Below are 14,884 nucleotides of genomic sequence, written 5' to 3'. Positions count from 1 at the left end.
CAAATTGGCGGTTGCAGGACTTACTTCAGGGCCAGCTCAATTTTGGCTTGCAGGATTTCAAGGCGTGGTGGTTTGACGATGTAGCCAAACGTACCCAGCGGCAGGGCCTGCTCCAGCGTCTCGGTGCTGGCGTCGGCGCTCATGAAGATCACCTTCATGTTTTTGACCAGCGGGTTGGTATGTTTGCGCAGCTGCCGGACAAATTCAATGCCATCCATCGGCTGCATGTGGATGTCGGTGAGCACCAGGTCGGGCTGGAAGCTGATCATGGCGCGCAAGGCGCTGCCACCGTCCACCGCCGTCTCAATGGCCTGGATGCCCAGGCGGCGCAAACTGTTGACGACAAAGGTCCGCATCACCTCATCATCATCAACGACCAAAACGCGTGTCAGGGTGAATTTCATTTTTCAGCTTTATTGTTCAAATCAATGCCGCGGTGGGGGTCAGCAGACTCCGACCCACACGGGTGCATGCGCAAGTGGTGAATCCATGCTATCAGCAAGCCAGCCGACAACACAGGCGAGTTATGGACCTGTATTCAAGAAAACATGGATTTCAGCAAGCAGTTGACGTAACTCCGGCGCCAGCGTCTGGTAGTGCACCAACACCACCGCCGCTGACTCGGTCTTGCTGAGTTTTTCAACCGCTATCACCTGGCTGACCAGCTCATCACTGCCAAAAATCGGCATATACCCTTTGATGGCGTGCAACAGGCGGTTGGCGTTGGCAACGTCACCGGCATGCAACGCGGCTTCAATGGCTGACACATCCGCCGACATGCTGGCCAGCACGGTGCTCAGGATTTTGCACAAGGCAGCTTGCGACCCCATCATGCCCACACCGCGTGCGATATCCAGACGCGACCCCGTTGGGGTGCTTGAAGGATGACTGTTCATGAACAAACCTTTGACTTTTCAAAAATGATGACCAGACCCGCGGCCCCAACCGTGCCCACACCAGAAAGGACAAGGTGGCGGCGATTCTAGAGCCGGGTCGGCCCCACGCCCGGGTGCACACCTCACCAGCCCAAGGCCAGATGCAAGGGCAAATACACCGCCATGCCCGCCACAATGGTGCCCAGCACGGCCTGGCGTTGGGCGCGATGCCCAAAAAACCAGGCGGCCCCAGCCAGCGCGGCAAACAGCCGGGCGTCTTGCCAGGTCTGGATGAACTGGCCTTGCGTCATGACCAGTTCCGGCACGATGACCGCCGCCAGCGCGGCAATCGGGGCATATTGCAGACCGCGCTGCGCCCAGCCGGGCAACTGCCACGGCTTGCTGGAGACAAAAAACAGGCAGCGCGTGAGCACGGTGATCAGCGCCAGACCCACAATCACCATCACCGTCCAGGCGTCGGTTTCTGCCGTCATGGGGACGTGCCGGGTCGGTCCGCGTCGGCCCGGCGCACGGCCTCCAGCAGCAGGCTCATGGCCACCGCCGCGGCGATGGCCAGCAAAATATTGAGCTTGAACGGCAGCGCAAACGCCGCCACAGCCGCCGCCCCGGCCACGCCAGCGCTGACCCAGCGCAGCGGGCTCGATGCCAGCGAAAACATCACCCCCAGCAGCGCCAGAATGCCGGCAAACCCCAAACCCCAATGGGCCGGAATCAGGCCCGCCAGCAAAATGCCCAACACACTGCAGCCCACCCACGACGACCAGTTGACGCCGCAGTTACCCGCCAGGTAAGCCTGCTGCGCCAGCAGCTGCTCCGGGCTGCCGCCATGCTGCGGAAAGCGCCGGGTGAACAGCACATAACTCAAATCGGTGGTGAGGTAACCGGTGACCAGGCGCTGCCACAGCGGCAAGTGCATCATGTAGGGGCGCAGGTGGGCGCTGAACACCACAAAGCGCAAATTGACGCAAAAGCCGGTGGCCAGCACCACCCACATCGGCGTGCCTGACGCAATCAGCGGAATGGCCGCCAGCTGGGAGCTGCCAGCAAACACGATCACCCCCATGAGCAGCGCCTCGAACAGGCTCATGCCCGAGTTCATCATCGCCACACCGGTCATCATGCCCCAGGACGCCAGGCCAGGCGCTGCGCCCATGGCGTCATGGGCGCCTGCCCGAAACTCGGGATGCCGAAACAACGCGGGTTGAAAAAACACAAGAATCAGGCCGCGCCAAGCCGTTGGCCAGGCCGCAGCTCACAGCCGCGCAGGAAATCCGCCACCGCCAGACGTTTGCCGCCGGGACGCTGGAGTTCGGTGATGAGCACCACAGAATCCATCGCCACGACCCCAATGCCCTCGGGCGTGACCGACACGATGTGCCCACCCACTTGGTCAGGAGGCGCCACCTGCGCACCGACCCGGGCAGACCAAACCTTCAGGGGTTCACCGTTCAACACCGTGCTGGCCGCCGGAAAGGGGTTGAACGCCCGCACCCGCCGCGTGATGGTCTGTGCCGACTGCGACCAGTCGATGCTGGCCTCGGCCTTATCGACCTTGGCGGCGTAGGTCACGCCCTCGGTCGGCTGGGGGACGGGTCGCAGTGCGCCCTGCTGCAACTGCGCCAGCGCTTGCACCATCAGGTCAGCCCCCAGATCGGCCAGCTGGTCATGCAGGCTGCCGGTGGTGTCGGTGTCCAGAATCGGCACGGCTTGCTTGAGCAGCATGTCACCCGTGTCCAGCCCGGCGTCCATCTGCATGATGGTGACGCCGGTTTGCGCGTCACCGGCCTCAATGGCCCGGTGAATCGGCGCGGCCCCGCGCCAGCGCGGCAACAAGGAGCCGTGGATGTTGAAACAGCCGTGCTTGGGCACGTCCAGCACCCACTGCGGCAGGATCAGGCCGTAGGCCGCCACCACCATGGCATCGGCCCCGGCGGCTTGCAGGGTGCGTTGTGCGGCGTGGGCGTCGTCGGGGTATTTGCCATCCAGGCGCAGGCTGCGCGGTTGCGCCACGGGGATACCATGCTGCAGCGCCAGTTGTTTGACCGGCGAGGCCTGCAGTTTGAGGCCGCGCCCGGCGGGTCGGTCCGGCTGGGTGAGCACCAGCACCACCTCATGCCCGGCCGCCAGCAACTTGGCCAGCGCCACGGCGGCAAATTCGGGCGTCCCGGCAAAAACCAGCTTCAAACCAGCTTGGCAACGCGGCCTTCGCGCTGCGCCTTGAGCAATTTGGTCTTGATGCGGTTGCGTTTGAGCGGCGACAGGTATTCCACAAACACTTTGCCCAGCAGGTGGTCCATTTCGTGCTGAATGCACACCGCCAGCAGACCGTCGGACTCGATCACGCGCGACTGGCCGTCGCGGTCCAGCGCCTCGACCTTGATGGCGTCATGTCGTTTGACGCCGTCGAAGATGCCCGGCACCGACAGGCAGCCCTCTTCGTTCAGGTGGGTTTGCGGGCTGGTCCAGATCAGGTTGGGGTTGATCAGCACCAGCGGGGTGTCGCGCCCTTCGGACACATCCAGCACGATCACGCGTTCATGCACATCCACCTGGGTGGCAGCCAGCCCCACGCCGTTGGCGTCGTACATGGTTTCCAGCATGTCGGCAATCAAGGTCTGGATGCGCGCATCCACCGCAGCAACGGGCTTGGCGACCGTGTGCAGTCTGTCGTCCGGGTAACAAATAATTGGGAGTAATGCCATAGTGTGTGTCCTGAGATGTCGTTATTTTCGCTATTTTTTTGTCCGACTGCGTACGCCTCAGGCGAGAATCGTTGTTCAATCAAGGGCTTGGGCGCAAAATCTCACGCGATACAACAGGGCACGAAACACCATGTCTTCCTCTTTTTTCCAAGCAGCCCGCATGCCTTTGGCCTGCACCGCACTGGCCTGTGGCGTGTTGACCGCCGGGGCAGCCCAGGCGCAAAACTTCCCCATCACCACGCAACAGCGTGCCACCGCCAACCAGGTGGCCCAAAGCGGCGTGGCCCTGAGCGAGCTTCGGGCCAACGCGCCAGATCGCTACACCGTCAAGTCAGGCGACACCTTGTGGGCTATATCGGGCATGTTCCTGAAGTCGCCCTGGCGCTGGCCCGAGTTGTGGGGCATGAACCTGGCCGACATCCAAAACCCGCACCTGATTTACCCCGGCCAAACGCTGTATCTGGACACATCCAATGGCCGCGCCAGGCTGACCACACGCCCCGGTAGTGGCGGCATCCCCACGGTGAGGTTGTCGCCGCGCACGCGCATCGACGGCCTGCCGGATGGCGCCTTGCCGACCCTGCAAAACCACCTGATCGAACCCTTCCTGTCGGACGGCATCATCGTGGATGACCAGACCATGAGCAGCGCGCCGCGGATTGTGGGCACCCAGGACGGCCGGGTTTTCCTGACCCGGGGCGACCGCGCGTATGTGCGCAGCGCCTCCTCCAACGAACTGATCGACGATCCGCGCCAAAAACAGAAAGCCTTCCGGGTGTTTCGCAACGCCACGCCCTTGAAGGACCCGATCACGGGTGAAGTGCTGGGCTTTGAGGCGCAGTACCTGGGCAAGGCCTTGCTGGCCCGCAGTGAAGGCACCGAGGAATCCACCGGCCGGGACGGCGCCACGCAAGTGGACATCGTGCCAGCCACCTTTGACATCGTCGACGTGAAGGAAGAGATGCGCGTGAGTGACCGCTTGCTGCCCGAGCCGCCCCGACAGCTGCAGAGCTACGTGCCGCACGCACCGCAAGAGCCGGTGGACGCGCGCATCGTCTCGATCTACGGCAGCGCGGTGGTCAACGCGGCCCAAAATCAGGTCGTGATCATCAACAAAGGCCAGCGTGACGGGCTGGAAAACGGCCACGTGCTGGCCATTTTGCAGGCCGGTGCGCGGCTGGTGGACAAAACCGACGAGCAGCGTGCCAACATCCGCCTGCCCGACGAGCGCAATGGGCTGCTGATGGTGTTTCGCACCTTTGACAAACTCTCCTACGGGCTGGTGCTCGACATCACCAGCGGCGTCAAGGTGGGTGACCGGCTGATCAACCCGCGTTAGGTCGGTCCCACCCCGCAGACTGGCCACGCTCGCCCTGCTTGAACCCGTGGAACGTGACGAACTCGCGGCCTGGTTGCGCCTGACGCTCACGCCGGGCGTGGGCAATGACAGTGCGCGCAAGCTGCTGGCCGCGTTTGGTTTGCCGCAAGCCATTTTTGACCAACCCACCGCCGCCTTGAAACAGGTGGTGAGCACCGCCCGGGCCTTGGCGCTGGGCACACCGCCTGACGGTCTGGACGCGCTGACCGAGCGCACCTGGGCCTGGCTGCAACCGGGCGCCAGCGGTGGCGTGCAGCGCCAGATGGTCACGCTGGGTGACCCGCGCTACCCGCAAGCCCTGCTGAATCTGGACGACCCGCCGCTGATCCTGTACCTGCTGGGCAACGCCCAATTTCAGCCCCACCCAGCCCCGGACACGGCGGACGCGAGGTCAACGGTAGGCGCTGATCTGGCCGGTGGCCGCACCATTGACACCGCGTCCAGTTTGGCAATCGTCGGCAGCCGCAACCCGACGCCGCAGGGCGCCGCCAATGCCCGGCTGTTTGCCAAGGCATTCGCCCAGGCGGGGCTGACGGTGGTGAGCGGTCTGGCGCTGGGCATTGATGGCGCGGCTCATGCAGGCGCGCTGGAAGGCGCCAGCGAGATGCACCAGGCCGTGACGGTGGCCGTGGTGGGCACCGGGCTGGACCGCGTCTACCCCCGGGCGCACCTTGATCTGGCGCACCGCATTGCCCAACACGGCCTGCTGGTGAGTGAATACCCGCTGGGGACGCCACCACTCACCGCCAATTTCCCCAAACGCAACCGCCTGATTGCCGGGCTGGCGCAAGGCACGCTGGTGGTCGAGGCGGCGCTCCAATCCGGCTCGCTGATCACCGCCCGGCTGACCGCCGAGCAGGGCCGCGATGTGTTTGCCATCCCCGGTTCGATCCATGCGGCGCAGTCACGCGGCTGCCATGCGCTGATCAAACAGGGCGCCAAGCTGGTGGAATCCGCGCAGGACGTGCTGGAAGAATTGCAGTGGCCTGGCAGGCTGCCCAAAGCTGGCGAAGCCGTCGCTGATGACCTGGGCCACAACAAGGCTGAAGACCTCTTGTCTGAGAACGACCAGCTGCTGAATGCCCTGGGCTTTGACCCGGTCGGGCTGGAAGCCCTGCAGGCCCGCACCGGGCTGGAGACGGCGGCGTTGCAGGCGCAGCTGATGGGGCTGGAGCTCGATGGCCTGGTGGCGCGGCTGCCCGGTGGCCTGTTTCAGCGCCAACGCGGGCAAGTCTGATTTCCCGGCCAGTTTTGCGCTTTGCGGCGGTGGCGCAGCGCTATATTGTGGCCATGTTTGAAGTCCTCGCGTTTGTTTACGACAACTACACCGACAGCCATGCATGCCCCGAACTGCCCACCTTGTACCGAACCCTGAACACGCTGGGTTTTGCCCCGCGTGAGGTCGAATCCGCACTGCTCTGGCTGGAAGAGCTCCAAAGCGCCACCCGCCAGTTGCCCCCGCACCCCACCAGCCAAGGCGAACCGGTGCCAGCCGACACGGCCGCCATGCGGGTGCTCACCCGCCGGGAGCACACCCGGCTCGGCGCCACCGGCTGGGGCTTTCTGGCTTTCCTGACCTCTATCGGCGCACTGCGCCGCGAGGAACTGGAACTGGTGCTGGAGCGTGCCATGGCGGCTCCCGGCAACCCGATGAGTCTGGACGACCTCAAGCTGATTGTGCTGATGGTTTACTGGGGCCTGGCACATGAGCCCGATGCGCTGGTGCTCGACGAACTGTGTGACAACCAGACAACCCGCCTGGTGCATTGAAGCCTCAGTTGAGCAGGCGCGCCGGGTTGGCCTGGATTTCATCCATCGCCGAGCGCGTGGCGCGCGCTGTCAGCGGCTCGTCTTCCTGCGGCTCCAGCAGCCCGCCCTGCAAGTAGGCTGCCAGTCGGGGCGTCTGGAACAGGTAACTGTGCCCGACATTGTTGGCAAACAGGTGCATATGGCCCAGCGGACTGCGCCAGACATATTGCACCTGCAGCGCGTTGCCCTTGAAGTCCAAGGTGAACCATGAGCCCAAGGCCAGGTCGCTGGCCCACGCCAGCATCACCGGGCTGGCGGCGCCGCCGCCCTCGCTGACCACGTCCAGATCGGTGGCATCGAGCCCCAGCAGGTCCTCGATGTTTTCGGTGTCCAGCGGCAGCTCCTCTCCACCGTCGTCACTGATGTAGTCGTCCAGCTCGGCCAGCCGCTTGGCCAACGCCTGGATTTGCGCATCGTCAATCACCTCGGTCTTGGCCATGAAGGCATCGGCCAGGGTGTCGCTGATGACTTTGATGTGCTCGTCCTGCTCGGCCTGCCCCAAACCCAGCATCCCCATGCCCCGGCGCAAGCTGCGCAGCAGCTCGGACAGCCCGGCAATGACCTTGGCCCGATCCGCCCGGTTGGGCTTGGAACTGGCGGCCCAGATCAGGTCGGTCGCCGCTTTCTTGAGCAGCAGGGTCTCTTCATGCTGCTTGCCCTGACGCACGGTGGATACCGCCAGCACCTCAGCCCAAATTTTGAACAGGAAGGTGCGCACTTCCTCGCGCACCGGCATGTCCTTGAGGTGATCGCGCAATTCGATGGTGTACTGGATCGCCAGGGTTTCCTTCTGCTCCAGCTGCTCGGCCACGCCCATGACGCGCTGGGCCGACGGTTTTTTGGCCAGGTGGTTTTTGAGGAACTGCTGGAATTCTTCGTAAACCCGCTTGTAAACCCGGTCACCGGTTTCGGGATACTGCTCCACCACCTGCACCACCCGCTTGATCTCGCCTTCGAGGTCTTCGGTGCTGATGCCACTGGCATCGAACCCCAGCACGCACGAGCCCATGTGGTCGATCAGCTGGCGCGCCGGGTGGTCCAGTTTGTTGAAAAAGTTCGGGTCTTCCAGCGCCAGCCGCAACACCGGCATCTGCAGCCGCGCAAACCAGACGCGGGCGCCGGGCGGAATGCGGTCTTCCTGCAGGATCGACTGGAACATCAGCGCCACCAGCTCGATGATGGCCTTTTCGTTGTCGGTCTCAGCCCGGCTCTTGAGCTCGGCCGACTGTTGGCGCAAATTGCTGGCCATCTGCGCCATGACCACCGGGTAGAGCACCTGGCCGCCACCTTCCGAGGTGACAAACTGCACATCGGGCAGCCGGGGCTGCTGGGCCAGGGCCATCATCAGCGTTGCGGACGGGCCGGCGTAGGTGGGTGACGGCCCGGTGAAGGCCATCGGGCCCGAGGCCGGTACCCCTGTCGACATCTGACCACCACCACCCGACACACCCCCGGCGGCACCAGGGGGAGGCGGACTTTCCAGAAAGGCGCCGCTGAGCAGTCGCCCCACCTGCTCCAGCAACCCTTGTGCGCGACCGAAGAGCCGACTGTTGGCCACCGGCGGCGCGCCGATCCGGCTGCCGGGCGCGCGCCCACGGGTAGCCGACGACCCGCCGGGTTGATCGGTGGCGCGCCGATTCTGCTGCGCCACGGGTGGCACGGGCTCGGCAGGCGGCTGGGCCACTGGCACATCGCCGCTGAGCGGGGACGGTCGTGTCCGGGTGACAAATTCAATGACCGGCAACACACCGTGCTGGATCAACTCGGCGTTGCAGGTCCGGTAAGCCTTGTCCAGCACCTCGTTGAGGTGTTGCTGGATTGCTGGCAGTGCCAACGGCCAGGCCTCACGCGACAAGCCAATGCTCTCCCAGGTTTCAACCAGACACAGAAACAACGACTCCGGCTGGGCCATGTCGGTCGGACTCAATGGCTGTTGCTGGTTCAGGAACTTGAGCCGCTTGAGCAAATCGTTGACCGGCCCGGCGCGATGCTCCATCAGGTTCATGACCATGCGGGAGACCACGATCTTGTTCTCGACCGCATCGGTGCTGACCAATTCAAAGTCAAAGTCCTGCCCGCCGCGACCCGACGCGGTCACGGCTTGGGTGTCACGCCCGAGTCCCGCCCGCAAGTCCTGGCGCACCCGCTCCAGCCAATCCGCCTTCAGACGCTGGAACGACATCGCCGCGTCGCGCCGCAGCAGCTGCAGGTCACGCGTGGGAGGAATCTCGTGGGTCAGGGCCACCAAGTGCGCCTGCACCTTGTCCAGCAAGGCGGGCAAGGACGCCTCCAGTTGCATCACCAGCCGCTGACGAACCCGCGCCGCCAGCCGTGCTGGCGTGAGAGGGATCGGTTCGGTGGCCATGGGCGTTACAAGCTAGACGGTCGCACCCGCATTCGGATCGTTGGGGTCCAGATCCTTCTTGGCGGCAGACCCCTTGACCAGGTCTTCGCGATGGATGCCCAGCCACATGGCAACCGATGCGGCCACAAAGACGGACGAATAAATGCCGAACAAGATGCCGATGGTCAACGCCAGTGCGAAGTAATGCAGCGTCGCGCCACCAAACAGCAACATGGACAGCACCATCATCTGGGTGGAGCCGTGCGTGATGATGGTGCGGCTGATGGTGGAGGTGATGGCGTTGTTGATGATTTCCACCGTGTTCATCTTGCGGTAGCGGCGGAAGTTCTCACGGATCCGGTCAAAAATCACCACCGACTCGTTCACCGAGTAACCCAGCACCGCCAGCACCGCTGCCAGCACCGGCAAGGAAAACTCCCACTGGAAAAACGCAAAGAAACCCATGATGATGATCACGTCATGCAGGTTGGCAATGATGGCTGCCACGGCAAACTTCCACTCAAAGCGCACCGCCAGGTAGATCATGATGCCGATCACCACAAAGGCCAGCGCCTTCAAACCGTCAGCTGCCAATTCGTCTCCCACCTGGGGGCCAACGAATTCGGCGCGCCGCATGGTGGCACCCGCGTCCACCGCCTTCAATGCGGCCATGACCTGGTTGCTTTGTTGGGCGGAGCTGACGCCTTTGCGCACCGGCAGCCGGATCAGCACATCCCGCGAGGTGCCGAAGTTTTGCACCTGAACATCTTCAAAGCCGAGCTTGGCCACCGTCTCGCGCACCACCGTCAGGTCCGCCGGCTGGCTGTAGGTGACTTCCAGCAAGGTGCCGCCCGTGAACTCCACCGACAGGTGCAAACCACGTGAGAAGAGGAAAAATACCGCCGCCAGAAAAGTCACCAGCGAGACCACGTTGAACGCCAGCGCGTGGCGCATGAACGGGATGTCGCGTTTGATTCTAAAAAACTCCATGGTCGTGTCCCTTATTCAGCCTTGACGGCCGCACCCGAATCAGGCCGCCAGATGGTGCCAATCGACACGGTTTTGAGGCGGTTTTTGCGTCCGTACCAGAAATTGACGACACCCCGTGAGAAAAACACCCCGGAAAACATGCTGGTCATGATACCCAGACAGTGCACCACGGCAAAGCCGCGCACCGGCCCCGAGCCAAACGCCAGCAAGGCCAGACCGGCGATCAGGGTGGTGATGTTGGAGTCGAAAATGGTCGCCCAGGCCCGGTCGTAACCAGTGTGGATCGCCGCCTGCGCCGAAGCCCCGTTGCGCAATTCTTCGCGGATGCGCTCATTGATCAGCACGTTGGCGTCAATCGCCATACCCAGCACCAGCGCCATGGCGGCCATGCCAGGCAGGGTCAGCGTGGCTTGCAGCATCGACAACACCGCCACCAGCAGCAACAGGTTGAACGCCAGCGCGATGCTGGAGAACACACCAAACAGCATGTAATACAGACACATGAACACCGCCACCGCCAGGAAACCCCAGGTGACGCTGTGGTAGCCCTTGGCGATGTTTTCAGCGCCCAGGCTCGGGCCAATGGTGGTTTCTTCGATGATCTCCATCGGCGCTGCCAGTGAGCCCGCCCGCAGCAGCAACGAGGTGTCATTGGCTTCCATGGTGGTCATGCGGCCCGAAATTTGCACCCGCCCGCCGCCGATTTCGTCGCGGATCACCGGCGCGGTCACCACCTCACCCTTGCCTTTTTCAAACAGCAGGATGGCCATGCGTTTGCCAACGTTTTCACGCGTCACGTCGCGGAAAATGCGGGTGCCTTTGGCATCCAGATTCAGGTTGACGGTGGGTTCTTGTGTCTGGCTGTCAAACCCGGGCTGGGCGTCGGTGAGGTTTTCACCGGTCAGAATGACCTGTTTCTTGACGATCACCGCCTGACCGTTGCGCTCCAGATAACGCTCGGAGCCCAGCGGCACCATGCCGGTGCCCTGCTCGGCAGCACGGGCTTCGGCGCTCTCATCCACCATGCGCACTTCCAGCGTGGCGGTACGACCGAGAATGTCCTTGGCTTTGGCGGTGTCCTGCACGCCTGGCAGTTGCACCACGATGCGGTCCAGCCCTTGCTGCTGGATCACCGGCTCGGCCACACCCAGCTCGTTGATCCGGTTGTGCAGGGTGGTGATGTTCTGTTTGAGCGCCTGGTTCTGGATGCTGCGGGCCGCCTCGGGCTTGATGGAGGCGGTCAGCTTGAACTCGGCACCGTCAGCAGCCGTGACCGTTTGCAAGTCGACAAACTGATCGGCAAACACGGCTTGCGCAGCCGCCAGCGTGGCCGCATCGCGAAACTTGACCTCGATGGTCTGGCCCTCACGGCTGATGCCGCTGTGCCGGATGTTCTTCTCACGCAAGGTGGTTCGCACGTCACCCGACAAGGATTCGGCGCGTTTGGCCAGCGCCGCTTGCATATCCACTTGCAGCATGAAGTGAACACCACCGCGCAAATCCAGCCCCAGGTACATGGGGGCGGCATGGATCGCCGTGAGCCAGGCCGGGGAACGCGACACCAGATTGAGCGCCACAATGAAACTCGGGTTGGTCGCATCCGGCACCAGCGCTTTTTGAATCGCGTCCTTGGCCTTGAGCTGGGCGTCCGTGCTGTTGAGGCGCACCTTGATCGAGGCAGCCTCCAGCACCACCTGATCGGGCTCGATGGCAGCCGACTTCAGAGCCGCTTCCACCTGCGCCAGGGTACCGCCATCGACCTTGACCAGCGTCTTGACCGACGACACCTGCACGGCTGGCGCTTCGCCAAAAAAATTGGGCAGCGCATACAACCCACCAACCACCAATGCGATCAGGATGACCACATATTTCCAGACCGGGTAACGATTCATGACCGCCCTTCAGAGAACAAACTGCCAGCCCAAGCCAGCGTCAAGACGGATTATTTGATGGTGCCCTTGGGCAACACCTGCACCACGGCGCTGCGTTGCAGCTGCACTTCCACCCCGGTGGAAATCTCGACGGTGAGAAAGCCTTCGGTGAGCTTGGTGACCTTGCCCAGCAAGCCGCCGGCGGTCACCACTTCGTCCCCTTTGGCCAGGGCTTCCACCATGTTTTTGTGCTCCTTGGCTTTTTTCATTTGTGGGCGAATCATCACGAAATACAGCACCACAAACATCAACACCAAGGGCAACATGCCCATCAGGGACGATTGCATGTCGCCGCCAGCGGCAGGCGCGGTTTGCGCAAAAGCAGAGGAAATAAACACAACGAACTCCAGATTTTTAGGGGGTCAATCAACAGATTTCCCGCCGGAAAACCCCAAAAAGGTCTCGGCAGGACAGCTTGCCATTGTATGCGGCGCCTGTCCACGGGCAACTCACCTGCAAGGCAGGCACCCGATGACGCCAGCGCGCCAGCAAACTCCAGCATTTTTGCTGAGCGGCAGTATCAGGGCACAGCTTGACATGACCAAACCCCCTGAGCTCTTCCGGAATAGCCGCTGGTAGGTCAGGCGGGTGCGTCGCTTGAAGCCAGCAGTCCGGGCCGCCCCCCCCCGAAGCGTGTTGCCTTTGTCGGCACCTGCGCCCGACAGCAGGTCAGCGGCTGAGCGCTTTGCGAATCGCCTGCGCCAGCTCCTCGGCGACAAACTTGGCCACATACCCATCGGCACCCACCTTGCGCACATGGTCTTCATTGGTGGCCCCGGTGAGTGAGGAGTGGATCACCACCGGCAAGCCACTGAAACGTGGGTCTTGCTTGATGTTGCGCGTCAAGGTGAAGCCGTCCATCTCGGGCATTTCCAGGTCGGTCAGCACCAACGCCACCTTGTCGCGGATGGTCTTGCCTTGCGACTCGGCCTCCGCGGCCAGGGCTTTGAGGCGGTCCCAGGCTTCCTGACCGGTTTTGGTCATGATGTAGGACACGTCCATCGATTTGAGCCCTTGCTCGATCATCATGCGTGCCACCGGCGAGTCGTCCGCTGCCAGCACCACCGTGCCCGGGGGCAGATGCAGCTTGTCATTGACCTCGATCTCCGAGGTGTGCTGCTCGGGGAACACGTCGCGCAGGATCTGCTCCACATCCAGCACCTGGGCCAGACGGGTGCTTTCCGCATTGCCGTCCAGCCGGGCAATGCTGGTCACCAGACCGCCACCACGGCCCTCGGCCGACAGCACATGTTTCCACTCCAGCCGCACGATTTCGTTGACTTCTTCCACGGCAAACGCCTGCGTGGTCCGGGCAAACTCAGTCACCAGCAAGATGCCCAGCCCTTTGGTGGGGTTGGTGCCAACCAGTTGCGGCAGGTTGATCACGGTGATCATCTGGCCCCGGATGTTGGCCACCCCCATCACCGATGGCGGCGAGTTCACCATGGCGGTGATTTCGGGCATCACCAGAATCTCACGCACCTTGAACACGTTGATGCCAAACAGCTCACGCTTGTCGGTGCCCGGTGCCTCACCCAGACGAAACAGCAGCAACTCAAACATACTGTTGCCCGCCAGGTTGGTCCGCTCTTCAATGTCGCGCATGGTCGATTTGTTCATGGTGTGTCTTTATCGGATGGATCAACAGTTCTGGGTGAATGGTAACGTCATTGCTGCGCTTTGGGCCACAGCACCCAGAGCCGCAACGGTTGTTTGAGCCGTCCCGCCAGCTCACCCGCCTGGGCGCCCCAGCCGACAAAATAGTCCGCCCGCACCGCGCCAACGATGGCGCTGCCGGTGTCCTGCGCCAACACCAGCTTTTGCAGCGTCAATTGCGGCCCTTCGGAGGCCAGCCAGACCGGGGTGCCGTACGGAATGCTCTGCGGGTCGACCGCGATCGAACGCCCGGGTGTCAGCGGCACGCCCTGCGCACCGCGCGGGCCAAAACCGGCGTCAAAGTCGCCCAGGGCCTCTTCCTTGAAAAAGACCAGCCGCGGGTTTTGCCACAACAACTCGGTCACGCGCTGCGGGTTGCGGCTGATCCAGGCCCGGATGCCGGGCCAGGAGGCGTCACGCAGCTCGCCCTGATCGAGCAACCAGCGGCCAATGCTCTGGTAAGGCTGGCCGTTGTGCCCGGCATAAGCCAGGCGCACCAGGCGCTGGCGGCCATCGGGCTCGGTCACCCGCAGGCGCCCGGAGCCCTGGATTTGCAGCAACATGGCATCCACCGGGTCAGCCAGGTAGAGCAACTCCCGCCCCCGCAGCGCGGCCTGCGCTGGCGCCAGGGTATCGGCCTCGCGGCGGGTAAACCAGGGTTTGCCAGGGATCAACCCGTCCGGTGCCAGGTACAACGGCGTCGTGAAGCCCTCGCCTGGCTGGCGCCGCGCGAGCATTTCTGGCTCGAAATAGGCGGTCAGCAAACCCGATGCCGAGCCGCCCTGCAGCGGCTCCACACGGTACGGCTGCAAGCGCGACTGCAGCCAGTCACGCTGCGCCGCCGCATCACCAATGCTCAGGCGCCGCACCTCGGGGCACAGCGGGGCAAACACCACGCCAGGGCGCTCGCAGCTTTTCAGCCAGGCGTTCCAGGCCTCAAATAACGCATCACCATTCAACCCGGGCAGCTCGGCCCACGACACCGGCACCCAGCGGCTGTTGCGCTGGGTCAGCACCGGGCCTGCCACACCGGCGTCCACCGGCGTCACGCCCGTGGCAGGGGCACCCCCCACGGGTGCTGGCAAAGCTTGCGGCGCGCCCGTGCCTGGTGCCGACACCGGCACACTGCCACACGCCCCCAGCAACGCCAGCGCCAGCGCTGCCAGCGGGCGCCCTAC

At 63.4% G+C, this 14,884-nt stretch carries 15 protein-coding genes; 3 read left to right on the top strand and 12 right to left on the bottom strand.

Translation table 11 applies throughout. From position 1 onward, the window contains the following. Positions 1-20: 20 nt before the first annotated feature. The 6 genes from LHU53_RS03990 to def form a co-directional block, all read right to left on the bottom strand. Positions 21-404 carry a response regulator gene (locus LHU53_RS03990; protein WP_227330792.1) on the bottom strand — a complete coding sequence of 128 codons (384 nt, stop codon included), beginning with the start codon at positions 402-404 and terminating at the stop codon, positions 21-23. Between the two features lie 120 nt (positions 405-524). Next, entirely contained in the window at positions 525-896 is a 372-nt protein-coding gene (locus tag LHU53_RS03985; protein WP_227330791.1) for an Hpt domain-containing protein, read from the bottom strand. A 122-nt stretch (positions 897-1,018) separates the two neighbouring features. Then, positions 1,019-1,369, bottom strand: a complete 351-nt coding sequence (locus LHU53_RS03980; RefSeq protein ID WP_227330790.1) for an AzlD domain-containing protein — start codon at positions 1,367-1,369, stop codon at positions 1,019-1,021. Beyond that, the gene (locus LHU53_RS03975) at positions 1,366-2,109 is read right to left on the bottom strand and encodes an AzlC family ABC transporter permease (protein WP_227330789.1); all 744 of its coding nucleotides are present in this window, start codon (positions 2,107-2,109) and stop codon (positions 1,366-1,368) included. Before LHU53_RS03975 ends, LHU53_RS03980 begins: the two co-directional genes overlap by 4 nt. Positions 2,110-2,114: 5 nt before the next feature. Further along, positions 2,115-3,080, bottom strand: coding sequence for a methionyl-tRNA formyltransferase (gene fmt, locus LHU53_RS03970; protein ID WP_227330788.1), 966 nt, complete (start codon positions 3,078-3,080; stop codon positions 2,115-2,117). Further along, complete coding sequence (gene def, locus LHU53_RS03965) at positions 3,077-3,598, bottom strand: peptide deformylase (protein WP_227330787.1); 522 nt, start codon at positions 3,596-3,598, stop codon at positions 3,077-3,079. The genes fmt and def overlap by 4 nt, the downstream gene beginning before the upstream one ends. A gap of 130 nt (positions 3,599-3,728) precedes the next feature. On the opposite strand from def, the gene LHU53_RS03960 reads away from it, so the two are divergent. From LHU53_RS03960 to LHU53_RS03950, 3 genes are read left to right on the top strand one after another with little or no spacing between them, the layout of a single operon-like run. Continuing rightward, the gene (locus LHU53_RS03960; RefSeq protein WP_370632216.1) at positions 3,729-4,937 is read left to right on the top strand and encodes a LysM peptidoglycan-binding domain-containing protein; all 1,209 of its coding nucleotides are present in this window, start codon (positions 3,729-3,731) and stop codon (positions 4,935-4,937) included. Positions 4,938-4,983: 46 nt separating this feature from the next. Then, positions 4,984-6,213: a DNA-processing protein DprA gene (gene dprA / locus LHU53_RS03955; RefSeq protein WP_227330786.1), complete on the top strand. Its 1,230-nt coding sequence runs from the start codon at positions 4,984-4,986 to the stop codon at positions 6,211-6,213. Between the two features lie 53 nt (positions 6,214-6,266). Next, complete coding sequence (locus LHU53_RS03950; RefSeq protein WP_227330785.1) at positions 6,267-6,746, top strand: DUF494 family protein; 480 nt, start codon at positions 6,267-6,269, stop codon at positions 6,744-6,746. A 4-nt stretch (positions 6,747-6,750) separates the two neighbouring features. Here the strand turns inward: LHU53_RS03950 and LHU53_RS03945 are convergent, their stop codons facing one another. From LHU53_RS03945 to LHU53_RS03920, 6 genes are all read right to left on the bottom strand, one after another. Then, complete coding sequence (locus LHU53_RS03945; RefSeq protein WP_227330784.1) at positions 6,751-9,150, bottom strand: DUF1631 family protein; 2,400 nt, start codon at positions 9,148-9,150, stop codon at positions 6,751-6,753. 12 nt (positions 9,151-9,162) lie between these two features. Then, complete coding sequence (secF, locus tag LHU53_RS03940; RefSeq protein WP_227330783.1) at positions 9,163-10,119, bottom strand: protein translocase subunit SecF; 957 nt, start codon at positions 10,117-10,119, stop codon at positions 9,163-9,165. 11 nt (positions 10,120-10,130) lie between these two features. After that, positions 10,131-12,011, bottom strand: a complete 1,881-nt coding sequence (gene secD / locus LHU53_RS03935; protein ID WP_227330782.1) for a protein translocase subunit SecD — start codon at positions 12,009-12,011, stop codon at positions 10,131-10,133. Between the two features lie 50 nt (positions 12,012-12,061). Then, positions 12,062-12,388: a preprotein translocase subunit YajC gene (gene yajC, locus LHU53_RS03930; RefSeq protein ID WP_227330781.1), complete on the bottom strand. Its 327-nt coding sequence runs from the start codon at positions 12,386-12,388 to the stop codon at positions 12,062-12,064. A gap of 331 nt (positions 12,389-12,719) precedes the next feature. Then, complete coding sequence (locus LHU53_RS03925) at positions 12,720-13,670, bottom strand: chemotaxis protein (RefSeq protein WP_227330780.1); 951 nt, start codon at positions 13,668-13,670, stop codon at positions 12,720-12,722. Positions 13,671-13,717: 47 nt separating this feature from the next. After that, positions 13,718-14,872, bottom strand: coding sequence for a murein transglycosylase A (locus LHU53_RS03920; RefSeq protein WP_370632220.1), 1,155 nt, complete (start codon positions 14,870-14,872; stop codon positions 13,718-13,720). Positions 14,873-14,884: the final 12 nt, after the last annotated feature.

The sequence above is a fragment of the Rhodoferax sp. U2-2l genome (assembly GCF_020594515.1).
In the GTDB taxonomy this organism is placed as follows: domain Bacteria; phylum Pseudomonadota; class Gammaproteobacteria; order Burkholderiales; family Burkholderiaceae_C; genus Rhodoferax.
Note: the sequence above shows the minus strand (reverse complement) of the source record. Positions and strands in the feature narration are given on the sequence as shown.

Excerpts from the sequence above, each read along its gene's own strand:
- LHU53_RS03945 (WP_227330784.1), bottom strand. The coding sequence starts at position 9,150 with ATGGCCACCGAACCGATCCCTCTCACGCCAGCACGGCTGGCGGCGCGG.
- LHU53_RS03990 (WP_227330792.1), bottom strand. The coding sequence starts at position 404 with ATGAAATTCACCCTGACACGCGTTTTGGTCGTTGATGATGATGAGGTG.
- LHU53_RS03980 (WP_227330790.1), bottom strand. The coding sequence starts at position 1,369 with ATGACGGCAGAAACCGACGCCTGGACGGTGATGGTGATTGTGGGTCTG.
- def (WP_227330787.1), bottom strand. The coding sequence starts at position 3,598 with ATGGCATTACTCCCAATTATTTGTTACCCGGACGACAGACTGCACACG.
- secD (WP_227330782.1), bottom strand. The coding sequence starts at position 12,011 with ATGAATCGTTACCCGGTCTGGAAATATGTGGTCATCCTGATCGCATTG.
- LHU53_RS03950 (WP_227330785.1), top strand. The coding sequence starts at position 6,267 with ATGTTTGAAGTCCTCGCGTTTGTTTACGACAACTACACCGACAGCCAT.
- LHU53_RS03925 (WP_227330780.1), bottom strand. The coding sequence starts at position 13,670 with ATGAACAAATCGACCATGCGCGACATTGAAGAGCGGACCAACCTGGCG.
- LHU53_RS03960 (WP_370632216.1), top strand. The coding sequence starts at position 3,729 with ATGTCTTCCTCTTTTTTCCAAGCAGCCCGCATGCCTTTGGCCTGCACC.
- LHU53_RS03985 (WP_227330791.1), bottom strand. The coding sequence starts at position 896 with ATGAACAGTCATCCTTCAAGCACCCCAACGGGGTCGCGTCTGGATATC.
- secF (WP_227330783.1), bottom strand. The coding sequence starts at position 10,119 with ATGGAGTTTTTTAGAATCAAACGCGACATCCCGTTCATGCGCCACGCG.